Raw genomic sequence first — 18123 nt, forward strand, 5'->3', positions numbered from 1 at the left:
CATCGACGGCGCGGTTCGAGGGCGCCGGACGGAGGTACAACGATGTTCCTGGGTGTCGACGGTGGCGGCACGAAAACCGCGTTCTGCATGGTCGACCGGTCCGGACGAGTCGTGGCGCGAGCGCAGGCAGCAAGTTCGTACTACTTCTCCCACGGCATCGAGCTTGTCGAGCGTGTGCTGAAGGAAGGCGTCGAAGCTGTCTGCGCGGCGGCCGGGCTGACCCCGGCCGACGTCGAGTACGCCTTTTTCGGGCTGCCCGGTTACGGGGAGGCGGCCCGCGACCTGCCCGTCCTGAACGCGACCCCGCAGGCGGTGCTCGGGCACGACCGCTACGCCTGCGACAACGACATGGTCTGCGGCTGGGCGGGTTCGCTGGGCGCGGTCGACGGCATCAACGTCATCAGTGGCACCGGTTCGATGACCTACGGCGAGCGACTGGGCCGGGGCGTGCGCATCGGTGGCTGGAGCGAGATGTTCGGCGACGAGGGATCGGCGCACTGGATCGCGGTCCGGGGCCTCAACGCCTTCTCACGGATGGGCGACGGGCGGCTCCCCGAGGGCCCCCTGGCCGAGGTGTTCCGGCGCCACCTGGATCTCGCGTCCGACCTCGACGTGATCGACGTCGTCCACAACCAGTGGCAGGGCGACCGGAGCCGGATCGCCGCGCTCAGCCGCTCGGTGGCCGAGGCGGCCGCTCTGGGCGACGAGGTCGCCGCGGAGATCCTCACCGACGCCGGCCGGGAACTCGCCCTGCTCGTCGACGTCACCCGCGAGCGGCTGGAGTTCGGCCCGGACGAGACCGTACCGGTCTCCTACTCCGGCGGCACCTTCGGCGCCCACACGGTGCTGGAGGCGTTCGCCTCCGGACTGAAGAACCGTTTTACCAACTATGAGCTGCGACACCCTCTCTACGAGCCTGTCGTAGGCGCCGCCCTGTACGCGGCAAAACTCGCCGGAACCCCGCTCGACCAGCCCGCGCTCGACGCGCTGCGCACGGCCCCCGGGACCCCTGCCTCAGGAGAGGACGACCGATGAACAGAGGCACAAAGAGCTGGATCGTGTACGCGTCGCTGCTGGTCCTGTTCTGGGGTGTGTGGGGCGCCTTCTCCAGCGAGCCGAACAGCAGGTACGGCTACCCCAACGAGATGATCTACATCATCTGGGCCTTCACGATGCTCATCCCCGCGTACTTCGCGATGCGCGGCAACACGTTCGACCGCCGACCGATCGCCGCCGTGTACGGGCTGATCGCGGGACTGACCGGCGCCGGCGGACAGTTGCTGCTGTTCCACGCGCTCGCCAACGGCCCGGCGTACCTGATCTTCCCCCTTGTCTCGCTCTCCCCGGTGGTCACCGTCCTCATGGCGATGGTGCTGCTCCGCGAGCGGATCAACCGGCTCGCCCTCGTGGGTGTCGTCGCGGCGCTCGCGGCGATCGTGCTGCTCAGCATTCCCAGCGCCAAGGACGACTCGAACTCGCACGGCCCGTGGCTGCTGATGGCCATCCTGATCTGCGTCGCCTGGGGCGTGCAGGCGTTCTGCATGCGCAAGGCCGCGGTGGTCGGGGTCAACGACGCGACGACCTTCGGCTGGATGACCATCAGCGGACTGCTGCTGGTGCCGGTGGCGTTCGTGATGATGGGCGATTTCCCGTCCGACGCCCCGTGGCAGGCACCCGCGCTCACCGCGGTGACGCAGGTCCTCAACGCGGTCGGCGCGCTGTTCCTGGTCATGGCGTTCAGCCGGGGCAAGGCCACGGTGGTCGCCCCCGTCACCAACGCACTGGCGCCGGTGCTGACCATCGTGCTGTCCCTGGCGGTCTACCAGACGCTCCCCAACGTATGGGGCACCCTCGGCATCGTGCTGGCCCTGGCCGGCTCGACCCTGATGGTCTACAGCGACGAGAAGAGCGGCGAGAGTTCCGTGGCCCCGGGGGCGGCGGGCGACGGCGCGGACATGAGTCCGGCCGCGCAGAAGTCCTGATCGCCCACCTATCCGTACCGGCCGAACCACGTAGCGGTACGGGCCGACACCGGCCCGTACCCACCGAACCGACATGAAAGCGAGGGGACACCCTCATGCCCCTGGTTCCCACGCGCGAACTCGTCACGAAGGCCGCCGCCGCGGGCCGGGCCGTCGCGGCGTTCAACGTGATCACACTGGAGCACGCCGAGGCGATCACCGCCGGCGCAGCCGCCGCGGGCGCCCCGGGGGTGATCCTGCAGATCAGCGAGAACGCCGTACGGTTCCACGGAGGCCGGGTCGAGCCGATCGCGCGGGCAGCGGCCGAGGTCGGCAAGGCCTGTGACGTCGACGTCGCACTGCACATGGATCATGTGACGGACATGCGGCTGCTGCGCACGGCGGCCGACGCGGGGTTCTCCTCCGCGATGTTCGACGCCGGGGCGCAGCCGTACGCCGAGAACCTCGCCGCCACCCGCGCCGCGGCCGAGTGGGCCCACGGCGCGGGTCTGTGGCTGGAGGCCGAACTCGGCTATGTGGGCGGCAAGCCCGACGCCCCCGCGAGCGCCCACGCTGCCGGGGTGCGCACCGACCCGCAGGAGGCGGCGCGCTATGTCGCGGACACCGGCGTGGACGCCCTGGCCGTCGCCGTCGGCAGCAGCCACGCGATGACCGAACGTTCCGCGACCCTGGACCACGCGCTCATCGAACGCCTGAGGGAGGCCGTGCCCGTACCTCTGGTGCTGCACGGTTCGTCGGGCGTCGGCGACGACGACCTGCGACAAGCCGTCCAGGCGGGCATCGTGAAGATCAACATCGGTACCGCTCTCAACGTCGCGTTCACCGGCGCGGTCCGCGAAGCGCTGGCGGCCCGGCCCGACCTGACCGACCCCCGCCCCTACGTCGCCCAGGGCCGGGAGACGATGGCGGAGACGGTCCGGGTCCTTCTCGGTGTGGTGAGCGGCTGAGCGGGCCCGGAGCTTTCCCCGGACCTGCCGCACTCTGTCCCGCCTCGGGGTGGACGTGCGGGTCGGCATAGGACCCACCGTCATGGTCGCCGCCAGGGCCTCCGCCCATGTCCCCCGCCCGGCGGCGTCCTCACGGTCGACCCCGACCAGGTCCAGGCGTGGCTCGCACCGCTGCCGGTCGAGGCACCGCACGGGATCGGCCGGCAGCAAGCTCTGCAGGACAACGGCATCCACACCGTCGGCCTGCTCGCCGCCGTCCCCACCGCCACCGTGCACACGAGTGCGCGGTCTGCTCGGCCAGCTGGGTGTCCTGACCTCCTCCTCGCCGCCGACCGGGCGCGATCAGGAGCCGAAGGGCGGGTGCCTGCGGCACGGGTGGTTCTGTTCACGACATTCTCGTGGACGGAACCAGCACGGTGAGGTCGTGGTCACAGCGCGTCCGACGCGGGCCGCAGCGTCCCGGCCGACCGGGGCCGGGGCCGGTTCCCCTTTCTACCTCCAACCTGGATTGTTCTTAGAATCGATGGATGGAGGACATCGAAGCGATCGCGGCGTTGCAGGATCCGGTCCGGCGCCGCTTGTACGACTACGTGGCGGGGCAGGGCCGTGAGGTCGGCCGCAACGAGGCCGCCGAGGCGGTCGGCGTCGCGCGCACGCTCGCCGCGCACCACCTGGACAGGCTGGCCGAGGTCGGGCTGCTGGAGAGCGGCAGCCGCCGCCTGACGGGCCGCTCGGGTCCGGGAGCGGGCCGGCCCGCCAAGGTGTACGCGCGGGCGCGGGCGGAGCGGACGGTCTCGCTGCCCGCCCGCGACTACCGCACCGCTGCCGAGCTGCTGGGCGAGGCTGCCGAGCAGGCCGGGCTGGACGCCGTGCTGTGCACGGCCGCGCGTCGTCGGGGTGAGGTCCTCCGCGGCTCGGCCGCACCCTGCGGCGGCATCGAAGAGGCCATGGAGACGCTCGCCGCCCGCGGCTACGAACCGTACCTGGAAGGCGCCGAGGAGACGGCCGCGGCAGCCGCGCCTGTCGTGCGTATGCGCAACTGCCCCTTCCACGCTGTCGCCGAACGCTTCCCGCCGCTCGTCTGCGGTATGAATCTCGCGCTGCTGGAAGGGCTGCTCGGCGCGGACGCGCCTGTCCGTGCCCGTATGGACGCCCGGCCGGGGGACTGCTGCGTGGTGATCGAGGCGATCGGGTCTTCTAAAAACAAAAGTCATTGACATAGAAAAGGAAGCCATGCTGGGATGAGGCCATGACCGCGACCGCGCATGCCTTCCATCTCGCCCAGCTCAATGTCGCCACGCTCCGGCACCCGCTCGACGACCCGCGTACGGCAGGGTTCGTCGAGATGCTCGACCCGGTCAACGCCGCCGCCGACGAGGCGCCCGGCTTCGTGTGGCGGCTCGTGGAGGAAGGAGCGGCCGACGCGACCGGCATGCGTCCGGCAGGCGAGGACGTCATCGTCAATCTGAGCGTGTGGGAGAGCCAGGAGGCGCTGTGGGACTTCACCTATCGCAGCGGGCACTTGGAGGTGATGCGGCAGCGCCGCACATGGTTCCGGCCGCCCGTCGAGGCGCACCTGGTGCTCTGGTGGGTCCCGGCCGGGCGCCTGCCCACTGTCGGCGAGGCTTTGGAGCGGCTGGCGGAGCTGCGTACGCACGGGCCGTCCCCGCGCGCGTTCACCTTCGCCTCCTCCTACACCGCCGACGAGGCCGGCCGGCGTCCTGGGGCGGCTGTCCCCGAACGGCCCGAGCGTGCCGCCGCACACGGCAAGCGGCCGGCGCCGACCGAGGAGCCCGTGGCGTGTGAGTCCGCGGCGAGATGACGAGAACCGCCCTCCCGGCTCGATCGGTTCGCTCGCGCGGTCATGAGTGGCACCTTGGTGGGCAGCAGCGGGATCTCCTCCCACGGCGTGGGCACCTGACGGTGTTCCACGACCGTCGCTTCCCGCCCCGGGACGAGGCATGTCAGTGGCTGGTGGCAGGCTTGCCGGATGTTCATCGAGGGATATGACGACGGCCCGTTGGAGGCCGGGGAGTCGTTGCTGGCTCGCCCGGGCTTCTGGTCGAACCACCTCTTGGGGATCTGCGGTGCCGGAGCGAAAGCCGAGCGTCCCGTTCCCGAGTGGTTCGGCGAGGACGGCGCTGACGTCGACGCCATGTCCGAGTCCCTGTTCGATCCCGGACGCTGGCCGGTCTTCCGGGTGCTGGGGGCGGATGGTTCCGGAGTCGTGGTGGTGTTCCGCAACCTGATCGGCGACTACGGCGTCGACTTCCTGCTCATCCGCCCTGGCGGGAGCTGTGCCGAGCGGATCGCCAGTTGGGAGGGGGAGTTCTCGGGGAGCGGGCTGACATGGCGGGAACTGGTCCGCATCGCCGGCAGCTCCGCAGGGGAAGCGGGCGGCGTCGACGAGCCCGCCGCCCGCCTGCTGCTCCTGCTACCCCTTCTCGACGACCTGGAGGTGCCGGAGGAGGCGCCTGAACGTATAGGTGCCGCCCTGACAGAGGTAGGTGTCGCGCGGGAGACGGCCCAGAGCACGACGGACCACCTGCTCACCGGTCTGACCGGGAAGGCGTGGCACGACCCCGCGTGGGGATCGCCCCTCAGCGGCTGACCGGCTGTCCCGGCCACCGTGTCGATGCGCGGTGCCGTCGAGTCCGGCGTCCGCACGGACTACGCAGTCCCTCCTGCTGCCTCGCTCGCGACCCCAACCGCGGCGGCGGGAGTTCGAAGGCCCTGGGAGGGGCCGAGCGGACCATGTCCGGCAGGTGCTCGCGGACGGCACGCAGGTTCGGGTGGACGCCGGTTGCCGGGACGCCGTGCATGGCGTTCCAGGCCCGCTTTGTCCGCCCGCGCCGGGCGTCGCTGAGGTCGTCCGCCTCTGCGACCAGCTCGCCGTGGCCGCGCTGAGGCTGGTTGCCGGCCGGCACTCCGACGAGAGTGCGCTGCCCGAGCTTGCCGGCCGACTGGCCGTGGAAAGCGATGAGTTCGCCTCCCGCTGGGCCCGGCGCACCCGGTGCGTACCCGACCTCTGGTGCGTGAAACACCTGCCCCCGGTGGCCGGTGCGCCGGAGTTCGGTTGTGAGAGCCTCCTCATCCCGGGGGCCGGCGCCTCATGGGCTGCACGGCGGAGCCCGGCTCGCCGTCGGACGCGGGCTCGGACGGCCCTCCCGGTCGGCCGCCCGGGGCACCGCACGAGCGTGGCCGCACCTTCGTGGTGCTCGCGGACTCGGCCGGGCGGGCGGCCGCCGCGCGGGAGGGTGTGGACGGGGCCGCCGGCTCCGGTTCTCCTGCGTCCGGCGCGACGCCCTGACGCTTGTCACGCGCGGCGCTGGACACCGGGCACTGCCGGTCGAGTGGGGCCCGTTCGTACGGTACTTCCCATGACGAAGGGCGGCGGGCAGAACCCGCAGAGGACCGATGTCAAGGTGAGCCTGATCGGTGGCCACCGCCTGGAGGGGACCACGACCACCCTCCTCGAACGGACGGTCACGGCCTCCCTCATCGGCGCCGATGTCGGTCTGACGGACATCGACATCCCGGGCGGCACCGAGCTGCGCATCACCAAGCCGACCTTCGTCGGTCGCGGCAGCCTCATGGTCCGCCGCGACGTCCGGGGCGAGGTCCACGGCGTGCGCTTGGGCGGAGTGAAGGACGACGGCCCGAGCGAGGCGGGCGGTCCGACGGTCCGGATCGACTCCTGGAGCCTGCTCGACGGTGTCACCGTCCACGGCTCCTGATACTCACGTCGGAAGTGCCGTGTCCTTCCCGGCCGGGGGAGGACCGCGGCAGCGTGTACCCGGCGGAGCGTGGGAGGGCCATCGGCCGTCACCGCCACTCCGCCTGGGCGGGAGGCCGGGAGACGGCCTCCCGCCCGGGGGCCCCGGCACCTGCCGCACCCGGGCGCACCACCGGGGCGTATCGCGCGGGTCACGGCAGCGGTGCCGTGACCGTACCGGCTCAGCATCCGCAGATGGTATTCCATTCATCGCGACCGGATGTCGGGCGGTGGCGTGCACGCGCCTGTCCGGCCGTCATGAAGCCCCCGGTCGCGCAAGGTCGCCCGCTGCCATATGGGATGCCATTTTTTCGTCTTGTCTCTTGACGGTGCCGATCGGCGAAAACTACGTTCCCATCTCAACGGAAGCAGGCTTCCGTTGAGTGGAACTCTTCCCGTCCCCCCGTCTCGTCCCAGGAGCCCGTATGACCGCCCTGGAAGACCGCCGTTCCTCCGCCGGAACCACCGCCGACCCGGCCACCAGCTCCGCCCTCTACACGTACGACCTCGCCCCGACGAAGCGGGAGGGGCGCCGCTGGGGCGCCTACAACGTCTTCACCCTCTGGGCCAATGACGTGCACAGTCTCGGCAACTACGCCTTCGCCATCGGTCTGTTCGCCCTCGGGCTGAACGTGTGGGGCATCCTGGCCGCCTTCGCGCTCGCCTCGGTCCTGCTCTTCGGCCTGTTGACCCTGTCCGGATTCATGGGGCACAAGACCGGCGTGCCCTTCCCGGTCATGAGCCGGATCGCCTTCGGTATCAAGGGAGCGAAGATCCCCGCCGCCGTCCGGGGCGCCGTCGCCGTCACCTGGTTCGGCATCCAGACCTATCTGGCCTCCGCCGTGCTCAGCACCCTGCTGGTGGCGATGTTTCCCTCCCTCGACCGTCTCCACCACAACTCCGTGCTCGGTCAGTCGACGCTCGGATGGTTCACCTTCCTGGCCCTGTGGGCCCTTCAGGTGCTCATCGTGAGCTACGGGATGCAGATGATCCGCCGCTACATGGCCTTCGCGGCGCCCACCACCCTCATCACCATGTGCGCCCTCGCCGTGTGGATGTTCGTCCGGGCCGGCGGCTCGGTCTCCTTGTCCGACGGCGCACCGCTCACCGGCGGCGCGATGTGGCTCCAGATCCTCCAGGCCGCCGCGCTGTGGGTGGTGATCTACGGGACGTTCGTGCTGAACTTCTGCGATTTCACCCGCTCCGCCAAGAGCCGCGGCTCCATCGTGCGCGGCAACGTCATCGGCATCCCGCTGAACATGCTCTTCTTCGCCGGCATCGTGGCGGTCCTCAGCGGAGCCCAGTTCAAGCTCGACGGACAGGTCATCACCAGCCCCACGGACATCGTGCGCACCATTCCGTCCATGGCGCTGCTGGCCGTAGCCTCGCTCGCCCTCATCGCCCTGACGGTGGCGGTGAACCTGCTGGCCAACTTCGTGGCGCCGATCTACGCGCTGGTCAACCTCTTCCCCCGGCGGCTCGACTTCCGCAGGGCCGGCCTGGTCAGCGCGGTCATCGGCCTGGTGATCACGCCGTGGAACCTCTACAACAGCCCGGTCGTCGTCAACTACTTCCTCGGCGGACTCGGGGCCCTCCTCGGTCCCCTGTTCGGCGTGATCATGGCGGACTACTGGCTGCTGCGCCGTTCCCGCGTCAACGTCCCCCACCTCTACACCGAGGCCGCGGACGCCGAATACCACTACCACCGCGGCTACAACCCGCGTGCCGTCGCGGCCTTCCTGCCCAGCGCCGCGATCGCCGTGGTCGTCGCCCTCGTGCCGTTCTTCCACGCCGCCGCCGGATTCTCCTGGTTCATCGGCGCCCTGCTCGCCGCCGCCGTCTACACCGCCGTGGCCGACCGCACGATGCTTCTGGCCGACGTGGACGGCGAGGCCATCGCCGTGGCCGCGGAGTAGCCGGACCGAGTGGCAGGAGAAGACGGCGGTCCGAGCAACCCGACCGCCCGAGCAGAAGGACCCCCATGCGCATCCTCGTGGTCAACGTCAACACCACGCAGTCCATCACCGACGCCATCGGCGAGCAGGCGGCCGGCGCCGCGTCCCCGGACACCGAGATCGTCCCGCTGACCCCCCGCTTCGGCGCGGAGTCCGTCGAGGGCAATTACGAGAGCTACCTCGCCGCCGTCGCCGTGATGGAGACCGTCCGCGCCCACCCCGGCCCGTTCGACGCGGTGATCCAGGCCGGCTACGGGGAACACGGGCGCGAAGGCCTCCAGGAACTGCTCGACGTGCCCGTCGTGGACATCACCGAGGCCGCCGCCAGCACCGCCCGCTTCCTCGGCCGCCGATACTCCGTGGTCACCACCCTCGACCGTACGGTCCCCCTCATCGAGCAACGCCTGGAGGCGGCCGGACTGTACGCCCGCTGCGCCTCCGTGCGGGCCAGCGGACTCGCCGTACTGGAGCTGGAAGAGGACGAGCAGGCCGCCGTGGACGCGATCGCCGAACAGGCCGTACGCGCGGTACGGGACGACCGGGCGGAAGTGATCTGCCTGGGCTGCGGAGGCATGGCCGGTCTCGCCGAACGCGTCGCGGAACGCACCGGGGTTCCCGTCGTCGACGGGGTGAGCGCCGCCGTGACGGTTGCCGAGTCGCTGGTCCGCCTCGGCCTGACCACGTCGAAGGTGCGCACCTACGCGCCGCCGCGCCCCAAGCGGATCGTCAACTGGCCCCCGAGGACCGGCTGACGCCGCACGGCGCCCGCCCCACCGGCACACGCACCCGCCCCGCCGGCGCCCGTCCCGCGCCGCTTCGCCCTGCCGGTGCCTGTCGGCGGCCCGCCTCCCACCGCCCGCTTCCGGGCGCGGGGTATTCTGACGGGCCGTTCCTCCCGTCGCCTCGCAGGACGCCGACGGCGCGCCGCGGGGGCCGCGACCAGAGAAGTAAGGACGGCGATGACTGCCTCAGAGGGCTTCATGCCGGAGTCCGAGCGCGTGACCCGGCAGCTGCGCGACGAGATCCTCGACGGAGTGCGCCGGCCGGGCAGCCGGCTGGTCGAACGGGAACTGGCCGAGGCGCTCGGGGTCAGCAGGCTTCCCGTCCGCGAGGCCCTCAAGACCCTGGTGTCGGAGGGCCTGGTCACGCCGAGGCCGCGGACCTGGGCGGTGGTGCGGGAGTTCACCTCCAGCGACATCGCCGACCTCGACGAGGTCCGCGCGGCCCTGGAGACCCTGGCCTTCCGGCTCGCCGCGCAGCGGCACACCCGCGCCGGGCTGGAGCAGCTGCGCACGGTCCTCGACACCGAGCTGGAGGCGGCCCGCGCCGGCGACGCGGTCCGGGCCCGCCGGGCGGCCGCCGACTTCCACCAGACGGTCACCTCCCTGGCCGCCAACGAGCTGCTGAACGAACTCGAACGCCCCCTGCGCAGCCGGTTGCGGTGGCTCATGGGCCAGCACGACGACCTGCTGGGCGTCGCGCTGGAACACGAGGCCCTGTACCAGGCCATCGCCGCCCGCGACGTCCAGCGCGTCGAGGCCCTCGTCCTCCATCACCAGGCGACGAGCCGCGACGCGGTCCTGGGCCATCGCCGCCAGGGCCTGCTGACAGCCGACCACGCTCCCGACGACACTTCCGGGCGGGCCGGATAGCGAAACGCCCCGCGCACCAGGCCGGCCCCGCGACCACCGGCCCGCCGCACTGCGGTATCGACGGTGGCCACAGGTGACGTACTCGCGCGCGCTCGCCTCCACGGGCTCGCGTGTCAACCGGGCTCGCGGGGCAGCTCGCAGACCACCGGGACGACGGCGTCCGCACCGGGCGGCCTCGACGCAGCGCACCTTGTACTCCACCGAGCCGTCCCGCGGCCGTGCGCGACGGCCGGGGCGTGCGCCACACGCGGGCCAGGCCTCTCTGCGGGCCGGCGAGGCGGCACTCGGTCCGCCGCGGTGCCCCGTGCGCGTTCGTGCCAAGTAATATGCGGCTTCCCGGCGGGCGCGCGAAACCGCGGACCGGACTGCTTGCGGGCACGGCGCCGCCCGCTCCGCGCCCGCCGGCTCGCCCACCGCCGACACGGCCTGACGGTCGGGCCGGGCGGGCGGCGGGCCCCGCGGGTGATCGGCGGTAGGCTGCGGTGGTGCGCACGGTCGAGCTTCTGTTGGACGAGTCGGCGGAGTCGGCGGTCCGGGAGGCCTGGCGGCGGCTCGCGGACGCGGGACTGCCCAGTCAGGCGCGCCACCGCTCACCGACCAACAGCCCGCACCTCACCCTGGCCGCCTGTCCGGAGCTGACCACCCCGATTCGCTGGGAACTCGCCGAGGTGGCCGCCGTCCTGCCGTTGCCGGTGCGGTTCACCGGCGTGATCCGCTTCGAGAGGCCCACCTCGGTGCTGGCCTGGGCGCTGGATCTCGATTCCGCGCTGGCCGGTCTGCACCGCCGGGTGTGGGAGGCGGTGGCTTCGGACAGTCCGCCCGAGGGCCTCAACCCCTTCCACGCACCCGCGCGCTGGAGCCCGCACATCACGCTCGGCCGTACCCGGCACCCTGGCGCCTTCGCCGGCCGACGGGTTGCTGAACTGCTGCCGGCGCCGCCGCTGTCGGCCAGGCTCATCACCCTGCGCAGTTACGACACCGAGACCGGTGCCCTGGAGGTCCTGGAACCTCGCCCCTGAGACGTTCCCCGACATCGACGGTCCGGTGGCCCCGGGATGCGGGGGTGGACCCGGCGGGGGCCGGGGCCGGGGGGTTCCGACCACCGCAACCACACCGCGCGGACCCGGGCGAGAGGGGCATCCGCTGGGGCGGCCGAATCCAGCCGGCCGCTGTCTCGAAGTGCCCGCACTCCCTGGCGGCCACGCACTACGGTGGGATACATGTCCGAGCCCTCCGCGCGGGATTTCTACGACGATTTGGCCCACGACTACCACCTGATGTTCCGGGACTGGGACGCAAGCCTGGCCTACCAGGCCGAGGTATTGGGCGGGCTCGTCCGCCAATCTCTCGGCGCGGGACCGCACACCGTCCTGGACTGCTCGTGCGGGATCGGCACCCAGGCCATCGGGCTGGCCCTGGCCGGACACCAGGTCGTCGGCAGCGACCTGAGCCCGGTCGCCGCCGCGCGCGCCGCCGCCGAGGCTGCGGCCCGCGGCAGCCGGCTTCCGGCCGCAGCGGCTGACATGCGCCGACTACCGTTCAAAGAGACGTCATTCGACGTCGTCCTCTGCGCGGACAATTCGCTCCCGCACCTACTCTCCGGGGAGGATCTCCGGGCGGCACTCCTCGGCATGAGACGGGTGCTCCGAGACGACGGACTGTTGCTGATCACTGTCCGGGCCTACGACCAGGCGCGCCAGGCCAGACCCACGGCGACACCTCCCCAGGTCTCGGAGACACGCGACGGCCAAGTGATCACCTTCCAGCTGTGGCACTGGCATGAAGACGGCGAGCGCTACGACCTGGAGCACTTCCAGCTCGTCCCCGCGGAGAACACCTGGCATGTCCGAGTCCGCCGGAGCACCTACTGGGCGCTGACGCCCCCGCAGCTGACAGAGTTCGTGACGGAAGCCGGCTTCACCGACATCGCCTGGCACAGTCCGGCCTCCAGCGGGTACTACCAGCCCGTGCTCACCGCACAGCGCGCTCCCTCAGCGCAGTAGTCCAGACACCGGTTCCGGCCTGCCCGATCTTCCGTCCATCCATGGCAAACCGGTGAACGTCGCCGGTCACAGCACTACAAGCGCCTCATCCTCGAGCCCGTCCCGGACAAGGTCCGCGTGCCCCGCATCGGGCCGGGCCGATCCCGTACCCGGCCCAGTCGTGCGCCCCGACAAGGCATACGCCTCCCGGAAGAGCCGCGCCTGCCTGCGACGTCGTGGGATCCGCTGCACCATCCCGGACAGGGCAGACCAGCCAGCAACCGCAAGAAACGCGGCTCCCGCGGCGGCCGGTCCCCGGAGTTCGCCCCGGTCGACCACCGTGAACGCCACGCGGTCGGACGCGGCATCAGTGTCAACCGCCTCAACAGGCACCGGGCCGTGGCCACGAGGTACGACAAGCTGGCTGTGCGCCACGAGGCGACCGTACTGGCCGCTGCGATCAACGAGTGGCTATGACCTGCGACGTCAGGCCAGGCCGCGGCGTGCCGCGGCGAGAAACTCCGCCTTGAACGGCTCCAGGCGCTCGGCCAGGCTCCCTTCGTCACGCTCCTGCCGGACCGCTTGGTTGAGGGCACGGGCGTAGCGGGTCGTCGGTGGGTGAAGGTCAGGGGCACACAGCAACTCGATGCTCTTCTCGGCTATGCGAAGACCGTCCATCGCCGGCCTGGCCGTCCCGTACCAGTCATCACCGACCTCCCATCGAGGCGGCCGGGCATGCGCCACGCCTTCAGCCTCCGGGGCGCACCGGATGAACGCCAGCACGGTCCTGATCTGCTCGGCACGCCGCTCCTCCGCCCGCGCCGCAACCCGCCTTCGCTCTTCAGCCCGGTCAGCCGCCCGCTGCGTCGTGCGCTGGGTCAGATACGTCAACGCACCACCTACAGCCACACCGGCCATCGAGATCGCTGGGGTCCACAAGTCTCCTGCCACGGCCGACTATTACCAGTACCTGACCCTCGACCGCTGTCGATCTCGCGAGACCGGCTTGCCTGCCAGGGCGTCGAGTCGCCCTTCGGGGCTGGCATCGCGGAGTTCGGCGACGTGGCCGGTCACCGCGGGACCGGTGGGCAGCGGGGGAGGGTGGCGCGGAGCTGCATCACGACGCCCAGCCGGAAGTCAGCGGCGTCGCAGAGCCCGTAGAGCGTCGCACCGGCGCGCTCCGGCCGGGGGATGGCCGGGCGCGCGAGGTTGCGGTCCTCGGGGGCGAGCGGGGCGAAGTCCTCCATGAGGCGGCCGCGAGGCCGTTCCATGCGAGGACCTCGCCCCGTCAGCAGGAGGGGTGGTAGTCGAACTGCGGGAAGAGGGCCTTCCACTGGTCCGGCTCGAGGCCCAGCGGGTGGGTCGCGCAGAGGCGGTCGTAGACCTTCCGCGGATCGCGGTCGAGGAGGTACGTGTACTCCGGGCCGCGGTCGCTCGAGCGGGCATCCGTCACCACCGCCATGAACGGCGTCGGCCCCGGCAGCAGGTCGACGCTCCGCACGCCCTGGAGGGTGGCGAAGGCCGGCATGCGCCAGCTGCCGTCCGCGGTGACGTCCCACACGCGGTACGGCTCGGCGGTGAGAACGCGGCCGCCGTCGAGGTCGGGCGTGATGGCGGTGACCTCCCGGTCGAGGCGCTGGGCGTGCCGGAGCACCGGGTGGCGCGGGTCGCGGATGTCGTAGAACCGTACGGTGCCGTCCTGGAGGGTGGTCGCGAGCAGACCACCACCGACCGGGGTGTAGCCGCCCGAGGCGGCCGGCAGCGTCCCTACGGACTTCGGGTGCCGGACGTCCCTCAGGTCGTACAGCCGGGCGGTCTGGGCGTCGCCGTCGGTGAGCAGCAGCCGCAGGGAGTGGACGTAGGTCGCCCGGGCGGTCGCCGCGCCCCTCAGCGGCTCGGGTACACGGAACGGGTGCGCGGGGTCGCTGAGGTCCCACAGGCGCAGGTCGAGGCCGCGGCCCTCGGCCTCCACGGTCGCAAGCGCTCTCGGGCCCATGAAGACCATGCTCTCGGGCTCGGCCGAGGACGTCACCGGGATCACCGCGCGCCGCACCGGCCGGAGCGGGTCGCTCAGGTCCCAGATCGCGGCCGTCGCCTCCGATGAGGTGCCGACCACCAGCAGCCGGCCATCCTCGGAGACGGCGGTGCGCACGTCCGGCGAGCGCGCCGGGATCTCGGCGCCCGCCACCGGCGGCCCGTCGCCGCCGAGGTCCCAGATCCGGAAGGCGTGCTCGTCGGTGCCCTCGGTCCAGCGGTGCGCGAGCAGCACCGGCCGGTCGCGGCCGGGCAGGAAGTACTGCGCCTCCCACGGCCTGGGCACGGTGAACCGCAGCTTCGGCGACCGCCCGCGCACGGTGTCCGCACCGCTCATGTCCCAGACGTGCGGCACGCTGTGCAGGGAGCCGACGACCGCCTCGCTGGTCAGGACGAACCGGCCATCCCGCGTGTACGGGTAGGCCCCCGGGTCCCCGTCGGCGAGGGTTCCCCGGAGGGCGAGCCCGGGCGTGTGCTCGGGCCAGAGGCGTACGTTGCCGCCGACGTCGCCCACCGCGAGGTAGGCCCCGTCGGGGCTCCAGGCCACCGCCTGCGCGGGCTCGCCGCTCGGCACCGAGCCGCGCTGGTTCACCGAGGACAGCAGCTCCGGTCCGTCGCGTTCGGCGACCCTGCGGATGGCGGCCCCGCCCGGCCGGCTGCCTTCCGCGGCGGCGAGGGCGGAGCCGTCGGGGCTGAAGCCGAGCGAGGGCAGGTTGTTCCCGTAACCCCATTTGTCCTCGAACGAGTCCGTCGGTCTGATCCGGGCGAGCCGCCGTCCGCCGTCCCGGAGCATCCACCAGGCCATCGCGCTCTCGCCGCCGGTCGCCACGAGCGTGTCCCGCTTCGGGTGGAAGGCCACCGCCATCACCGAGTCGGCCGTGGCGGTGGTGAGGAGAGCCGGGCGGGCCGGATCGCGGACGTCCCACAGCCGCACCTCGGCCGGGCGCTCCTCGCCGGAGGCGTCCTCGCTCACACCGTTGCCGGTGGCGAGGAAACGCCCGTCACGGTTGAACGCCACCGCCATCAGGTGGGCCCGGGCGACTTTCCTGTCGTACAGCGGGCGCGGAGCTGACGGCACCGAGACGTCCCACAGCCGCAGCCGCCCGTTCTCCCCGCCCGCCGCCAGCGTCCGCCCGTCAGGGCTGAACGCGAGGCTGTACGACTGGTCTTCGGGGAGTTTCAGGCCCCCCAGCCGCTTCGGGTGTACGGGATCGGCCGCGTCCCACAGCATCAGCGCGTCCGTGCTCAGCACGGCGAGCAGCGCGGAGCGCGGGGAGAAGGCGAGGGGCGCGGTGCCGTGCGGTTGTTCCAGGTCGGCACCACGCACCGGCGCGTTCGGCCGGCCCAGGTCCCAGAGGCGGACGACCCCGGTGCGCTGGCTGGTGGCGAGGACGCGGCCGCCGGGCCCGTACGCCAGATCGACCACCGGCTGCCGGACGTCACCGCGCAGATCGACCTGTGGCCGGGAGAGGTAGGCGGCGTAGAGGCTGGAGCGGGTGGCGCCGGTGTCGGCGGTCCGGTACGCGGCGAGGCTCAGGCGCAGCGCGGTCTGCGGGTCGCGCTCACGCATGGTGTCGGCCTGCGCGGCCAACTGCTCGGCGACGGCGACGCTCTCGCGGGCCTCGGCGTCGCGCTGGGCGCGGTCGGCCCGCACCGCGAGGAAGGAGGCGAGGACGGCGAGCGCGGCCACGACCGCTCCGACGCCGGTGCGGATCCTGCGGGTGCGGCGCTCGGCCCGGTCACTGGCGGCGAGGAAGTCCCGCTCCACGGGCCGGAGCCCGGGGCCCTCGCCCCCGAGTTCCTGCCGCGCCGCCGCTAGCTGATCGCCGCGGTACAGGGCGCTCTTGTCGCGGTCCGCCTCCGCCCAGCTGTCGGCCGCGTCACCCACCCGGCGCAGGACGAGCAGCCGTACCCGGTCGTCGCGGATCCAGTCGCGCAGCCGGGGCCAGCCGTGCAGGAGCGAGTCGTGGCACAGCTGGGCCTCGCCCCGGTCGAGGACTACCAGGCGGGCGTCGGCGAGCCGGTCGAGCAGCTCGCGGTCTTCCCGCTCGGCCTCGCCGTCCGCCTCCGGGACCGGTAGGCGGCGGCGGGCGGCCCGACCCTCGATGTCGACCAACGTCACCATGCGCAGCAGGAGTTCGCGCAGCCGCTCGCGGCCCGCCGAATCCAGCGCGTCGTGCAGTTCGTCGGCGACCCGGGCGACCGAGCCGCGGATCCCGCCGGCCGCCTCGTACCCGGCGAAGGTCAGCTGGGTGCCGCGGCGTCGGGCCCAGGTCTGCTGGAGGGCGTGGGCGAGGAACGGCAGCGCGACGGAGTCGGCTTCGCCGCCGGGCGCCTCTCGGCGCAGCTCGTGCAGCAGATGGCCGGCGAGTCCGTCCTCCAAGCGCAGGCCAGCCTGCGCGGCGGGCAGTTCGATCGCGGCGAGCAGCTCCTCGCCGGACATGGCGGGGACGGTGAACTGTCCGGCCCGGAGCATGCGGGCGAGCCGCGCGTCGCGCATGCAGGGCCCGTAGAAGTCGGCGCGCAGGCCCAGGACGATCCGCGGCCCGGTCCCCGCTCCGCCTCCGGTGACAGCCCGGACGAACAGCTCCCGCTCCTCCGGGTCCGCGCAGTCGGTGAAGAGCTCCTCCAGCTGGTCGATCACCAGGACCGCGGGCCCGCCGGTCCCGAACCGCCCGGCGCCCAGATGCCGTTCGACCTCCTCGAAGGGTCGCTCCACCGCCTGCGCCCAGCGCTCGACCAGGGTGCGGAAGGGCCGCGCGCCCGGCCCTTCGACCAGCAGCACCCGTCCCGTGCCCCGCTCCTCGAGTCCGGCGACGAGCCCGGCCCGCAGCAGCGAGGACTTCCCGGCCCCGGAGGCGCCGACGAGCACCACCGGCCCGTCGCCGTGCGTCACCCGGTCGAGCAACTCGCGGGCCAGTTCCTCGCGCCCGAAGAAGAGATGGCGCTGCTCGGGCAGGAAAGGGCGCATGCCGGGGTACGGGCAGGGGCCGCCGCCGGCGGGCGGGTCGGCTTCGTCGTGGGGCGCCGGAGAACCCGCGTTCCGCGTCATGACGAGATCCGCGGCGCGGCCCACGCCGTCGGCGTACGGGCGGGCGGGCCCGCCCTGGAAGCGCCGGTCGAGGATCCGGTAGACGTCGAGCAGGGTGAGCCAGCGCGGCCCGCTCGGGTCGCCGTCCGTCAGCAGCCGCACCAGTTCGCCGCCGAAGAGGGTGTACGGCTGGTCCACGGGCGCGAAGGAGGCGGCGTAGCCGGTCGCCGAGGCGAGCAGAAAGCTGCCGGGCGGGCGGGCGGTCGCGTACGGGTCTCGGTGGGCGCCGCTCGGGGCGGCCGTGGCCCGGCCGGAGAAGCAGCAGTCGAGGACGACGACCGCGCGGGCGGGCGCGTCGCCGAGCAGATTGCGCACCTCGGCGTACGGCACGGCGGTGACCGTGTCGTCGGGCCGCACCGTGGCCGCGGTGGCCAGATAGAGCTGCCCGCCCGGGCCGAGCAGGCCGTGCCCGGTGAAGCAGAACAGCACCACGCCGCCCGCCGCCGCCTCGGCGGCGTCGCGGAGCGCGGCGAGCACCTCCGTCGGGCCGGCCGGGTCGATGAGCTCGGTGACCCGGTCCGTCGCCATACCGCACCGCTCGCGCAGCACCCGGGCCAGCCCCCGCGCGGTGTGCGTGGCGCTCGGCAGGTCGGCGAGCCGCACGCCGTCGCCCGGACCGCCGCGCTCACCCGCGCCCTGCCGTCCGGTGCCGACGACGACGGCACGGCAGGCGGGTCCGGCGAGATCCCCCCGTCTCTCCGTCAC

General features: G+C 72.6%; 15 protein-coding genes and 1 pseudogene. 13 read left to right on the forward strand and 3 right to left on the reverse strand.

The annotated features are described in order from the left end of the window. The first annotated feature begins 42 nt into the window (after positions 1-42). The 13 genes and pseudogenes from AB0N63_RS24970 to AB0N63_RS25030 all read left to right on the forward strand — a co-directional run bounded on the left by AB0N63_RS24970 (position 43) and on the right by AB0N63_RS25030 (position 12314). On the forward strand, positions 43-1035 hold the full coding sequence (locus AB0N63_RS24970; protein ID WP_365531639.1) for a BadF/BadG/BcrA/BcrD ATPase family protein: 993 nt from the start codon (positions 43-45) through the stop codon (positions 1033-1035). Then, positions 1032-1982: a DMT family transporter gene (locus tag AB0N63_RS24975; protein WP_365531642.1), complete on the forward strand. Its 951-nt coding sequence runs from the start codon at positions 1032-1034 to the stop codon at positions 1980-1982. Before AB0N63_RS24970 ends, AB0N63_RS24975 begins: the two co-directional genes overlap by 4 nt. A gap of 95 nt (positions 1983-2077) precedes the next feature. Next, on the forward strand, positions 2078-2929 hold the full coding sequence (locus AB0N63_RS24980; protein ID WP_365531645.1) for a ketose-bisphosphate aldolase: 852 nt from the start codon (positions 2078-2080) through the stop codon (positions 2927-2929). Between the two features lie 527 nt (positions 2930-3456). Further along, positions 3457-4146: a transcriptional regulator gene (locus AB0N63_RS24985; RefSeq protein WP_365531648.1), complete on the forward strand. Its 690-nt coding sequence runs from the start codon at positions 3457-3459 to the stop codon at positions 4144-4146. 32 nt (positions 4147-4178) lie between these two features. After that, positions 4179-4751, forward strand: coding sequence for a DUF3291 domain-containing protein (locus AB0N63_RS24990; RefSeq protein WP_365531651.1), 573 nt, complete (start codon positions 4179-4181; stop codon positions 4749-4751). A gap of 168 nt (positions 4752-4919) precedes the next feature. Continuing rightward, a complete protein-coding gene (locus AB0N63_RS24995; protein WP_365531654.1) occupies positions 4920-5540 on the forward strand; it encodes a hypothetical protein in 621 nt (206 codons plus the stop codon). Positions 5541-5823: 283 nt separating this feature from the next. Beyond that, a pseudogene (locus AB0N63_RS25000) lies at positions 5824-5979 on the forward strand (hypothetical protein); the annotation flags it as partial. Positions 5980-6309: 330 nt separating this feature from the next. Then, positions 6310-6666: a hypothetical protein gene (locus AB0N63_RS25005; RefSeq protein ID WP_365531769.1), complete on the forward strand. Its 357-nt coding sequence runs from the start codon at positions 6310-6312 to the stop codon at positions 6664-6666. Positions 6667-7129: 463 nt separating this feature from the next. Then, positions 7130-8620 carry an NCS1 family nucleobase:cation symporter-1 gene (locus AB0N63_RS25010; RefSeq protein ID WP_365531657.1) on the forward strand — a complete coding sequence of 497 codons (1491 nt, stop codon included), beginning with the start codon at positions 7130-7132 and terminating at the stop codon, positions 8618-8620. A 65-nt stretch (positions 8621-8685) separates the two neighbouring features. Next, the gene (locus tag AB0N63_RS25015; protein ID WP_365531660.1) at positions 8686-9411 is read left to right on the forward strand and encodes an aspartate/glutamate racemase family protein; all 726 of its coding nucleotides are present in this window, start codon (positions 8686-8688) and stop codon (positions 9409-9411) included. A 207-nt stretch (positions 9412-9618) separates the two neighbouring features. Next, positions 9619-10311 (forward strand): GntR family transcriptional regulator, encoded by a 693-nt coding sequence (locus tag AB0N63_RS25020; protein ID WP_365531662.1) that lies wholly within the window; start codon positions 9619-9621, stop codon positions 10309-10311. A gap of 485 nt (positions 10312-10796) precedes the next feature. Continuing rightward, the gene (locus AB0N63_RS25025; RefSeq protein WP_365531664.1) at positions 10797-11330 is read left to right on the forward strand and encodes a 2'-5' RNA ligase family protein; all 534 of its coding nucleotides are present in this window, start codon (positions 10797-10799) and stop codon (positions 11328-11330) included. A 201-nt stretch (positions 11331-11531) separates the two neighbouring features. Continuing rightward, positions 11532-12314 (forward strand): class I SAM-dependent methyltransferase, encoded by a 783-nt coding sequence (locus AB0N63_RS25030; RefSeq protein ID WP_365531667.1) that lies wholly within the window; start codon positions 11532-11534, stop codon positions 12312-12314. Between the two features lie 465 nt (positions 12315-12779). On the opposite strand, the gene AB0N63_RS25035 is transcribed toward AB0N63_RS25030, so the two are convergent. The 3 genes from AB0N63_RS25035 to AB0N63_RS25045 all read right to left on the reverse strand — a co-directional run bounded on the left by AB0N63_RS25035 (position 12780) and on the right by AB0N63_RS25045 (position 18123). Next, positions 12780-13184, reverse strand: a complete 405-nt coding sequence (locus tag AB0N63_RS25035; protein ID WP_365531670.1) for a hypothetical protein — start codon at positions 13182-13184, stop codon at positions 12780-12782. Positions 13185-13363: 179 nt separating this feature from the next. Then, the gene (locus AB0N63_RS25040) at positions 13364-13564 is read right to left on the reverse strand and encodes a hypothetical protein (protein ID WP_365531673.1); all 201 of its coding nucleotides are present in this window, start codon (positions 13562-13564) and stop codon (positions 13364-13366) included. Between the two features lie 17 nt (positions 13565-13581). Continuing rightward, entirely contained in the window at positions 13582-18123 is a 4542-nt protein-coding gene (locus AB0N63_RS25045) for a caspase family protein (RefSeq protein WP_365531675.1), read from the reverse strand.

Source organism: Streptomyces sp. NPDC093260, from assembly GCF_040683715.1.
Taxonomy (GTDB): domain Bacteria; phylum Actinomycetota; class Actinomycetes; order Streptomycetales; family Streptomycetaceae; genus Streptomyces; species Streptomyces sennicomposti.

What these genes read in the sequence shown, in the direction of transcription:
- AB0N63_RS24970 (WP_365531639.1), top strand. Translation starts at nt 43, where the DNA reads ATGTTCCTGGGTGTCGACGGTGGCGGCACGAAAACCGCGTTCTGCATG.
- AB0N63_RS24975 (WP_365531642.1), top strand. Translation starts at nt 1,032, where the DNA reads ATGAACAGAGGCACAAAGAGCTGGATCGTGTACGCGTCGCTGCTGGTC.
- AB0N63_RS24980 (WP_365531645.1), top strand. Translation starts at nt 2,078, where the DNA reads ATGCCCCTGGTTCCCACGCGCGAACTCGTCACGAAGGCCGCCGCCGCG.
- AB0N63_RS24985 (WP_365531648.1), top strand. Translation starts at nt 3,457, where the DNA reads ATGGAGGACATCGAAGCGATCGCGGCGTTGCAGGATCCGGTCCGGCGC.
- AB0N63_RS24990 (WP_365531651.1), top strand. Translation starts at nt 4,179, where the DNA reads ATGACCGCGACCGCGCATGCCTTCCATCTCGCCCAGCTCAATGTCGCC.
- AB0N63_RS24995 (WP_365531654.1), top strand. Translation starts at nt 4,920, where the DNA reads ATGTTCATCGAGGGATATGACGACGGCCCGTTGGAGGCCGGGGAGTCG.
- AB0N63_RS25005 (WP_365531769.1), top strand. Translation starts at nt 6,310, where the DNA reads ATGACGAAGGGCGGCGGGCAGAACCCGCAGAGGACCGATGTCAAGGTG.
- AB0N63_RS25010 (WP_365531657.1), top strand. Translation starts at nt 7,130, where the DNA reads ATGACCGCCCTGGAAGACCGCCGTTCCTCCGCCGGAACCACCGCCGAC.
- AB0N63_RS25015 (WP_365531660.1), top strand. Translation starts at nt 8,686, where the DNA reads ATGCGCATCCTCGTGGTCAACGTCAACACCACGCAGTCCATCACCGAC.
- AB0N63_RS25020 (WP_365531662.1), top strand. Translation starts at nt 9,619, where the DNA reads ATGACTGCCTCAGAGGGCTTCATGCCGGAGTCCGAGCGCGTGACCCGG.
- AB0N63_RS25030 (WP_365531667.1), top strand. Translation starts at nt 11,532, where the DNA reads ATGTCCGAGCCCTCCGCGCGGGATTTCTACGACGATTTGGCCCACGAC.
- AB0N63_RS25040 (WP_365531673.1), bottom strand. Translation starts at nt 13,564, where the DNA reads ATGGAACGGCCTCGCGGCCGCCTCATGGAGGACTTCGCCCCGCTCGCC.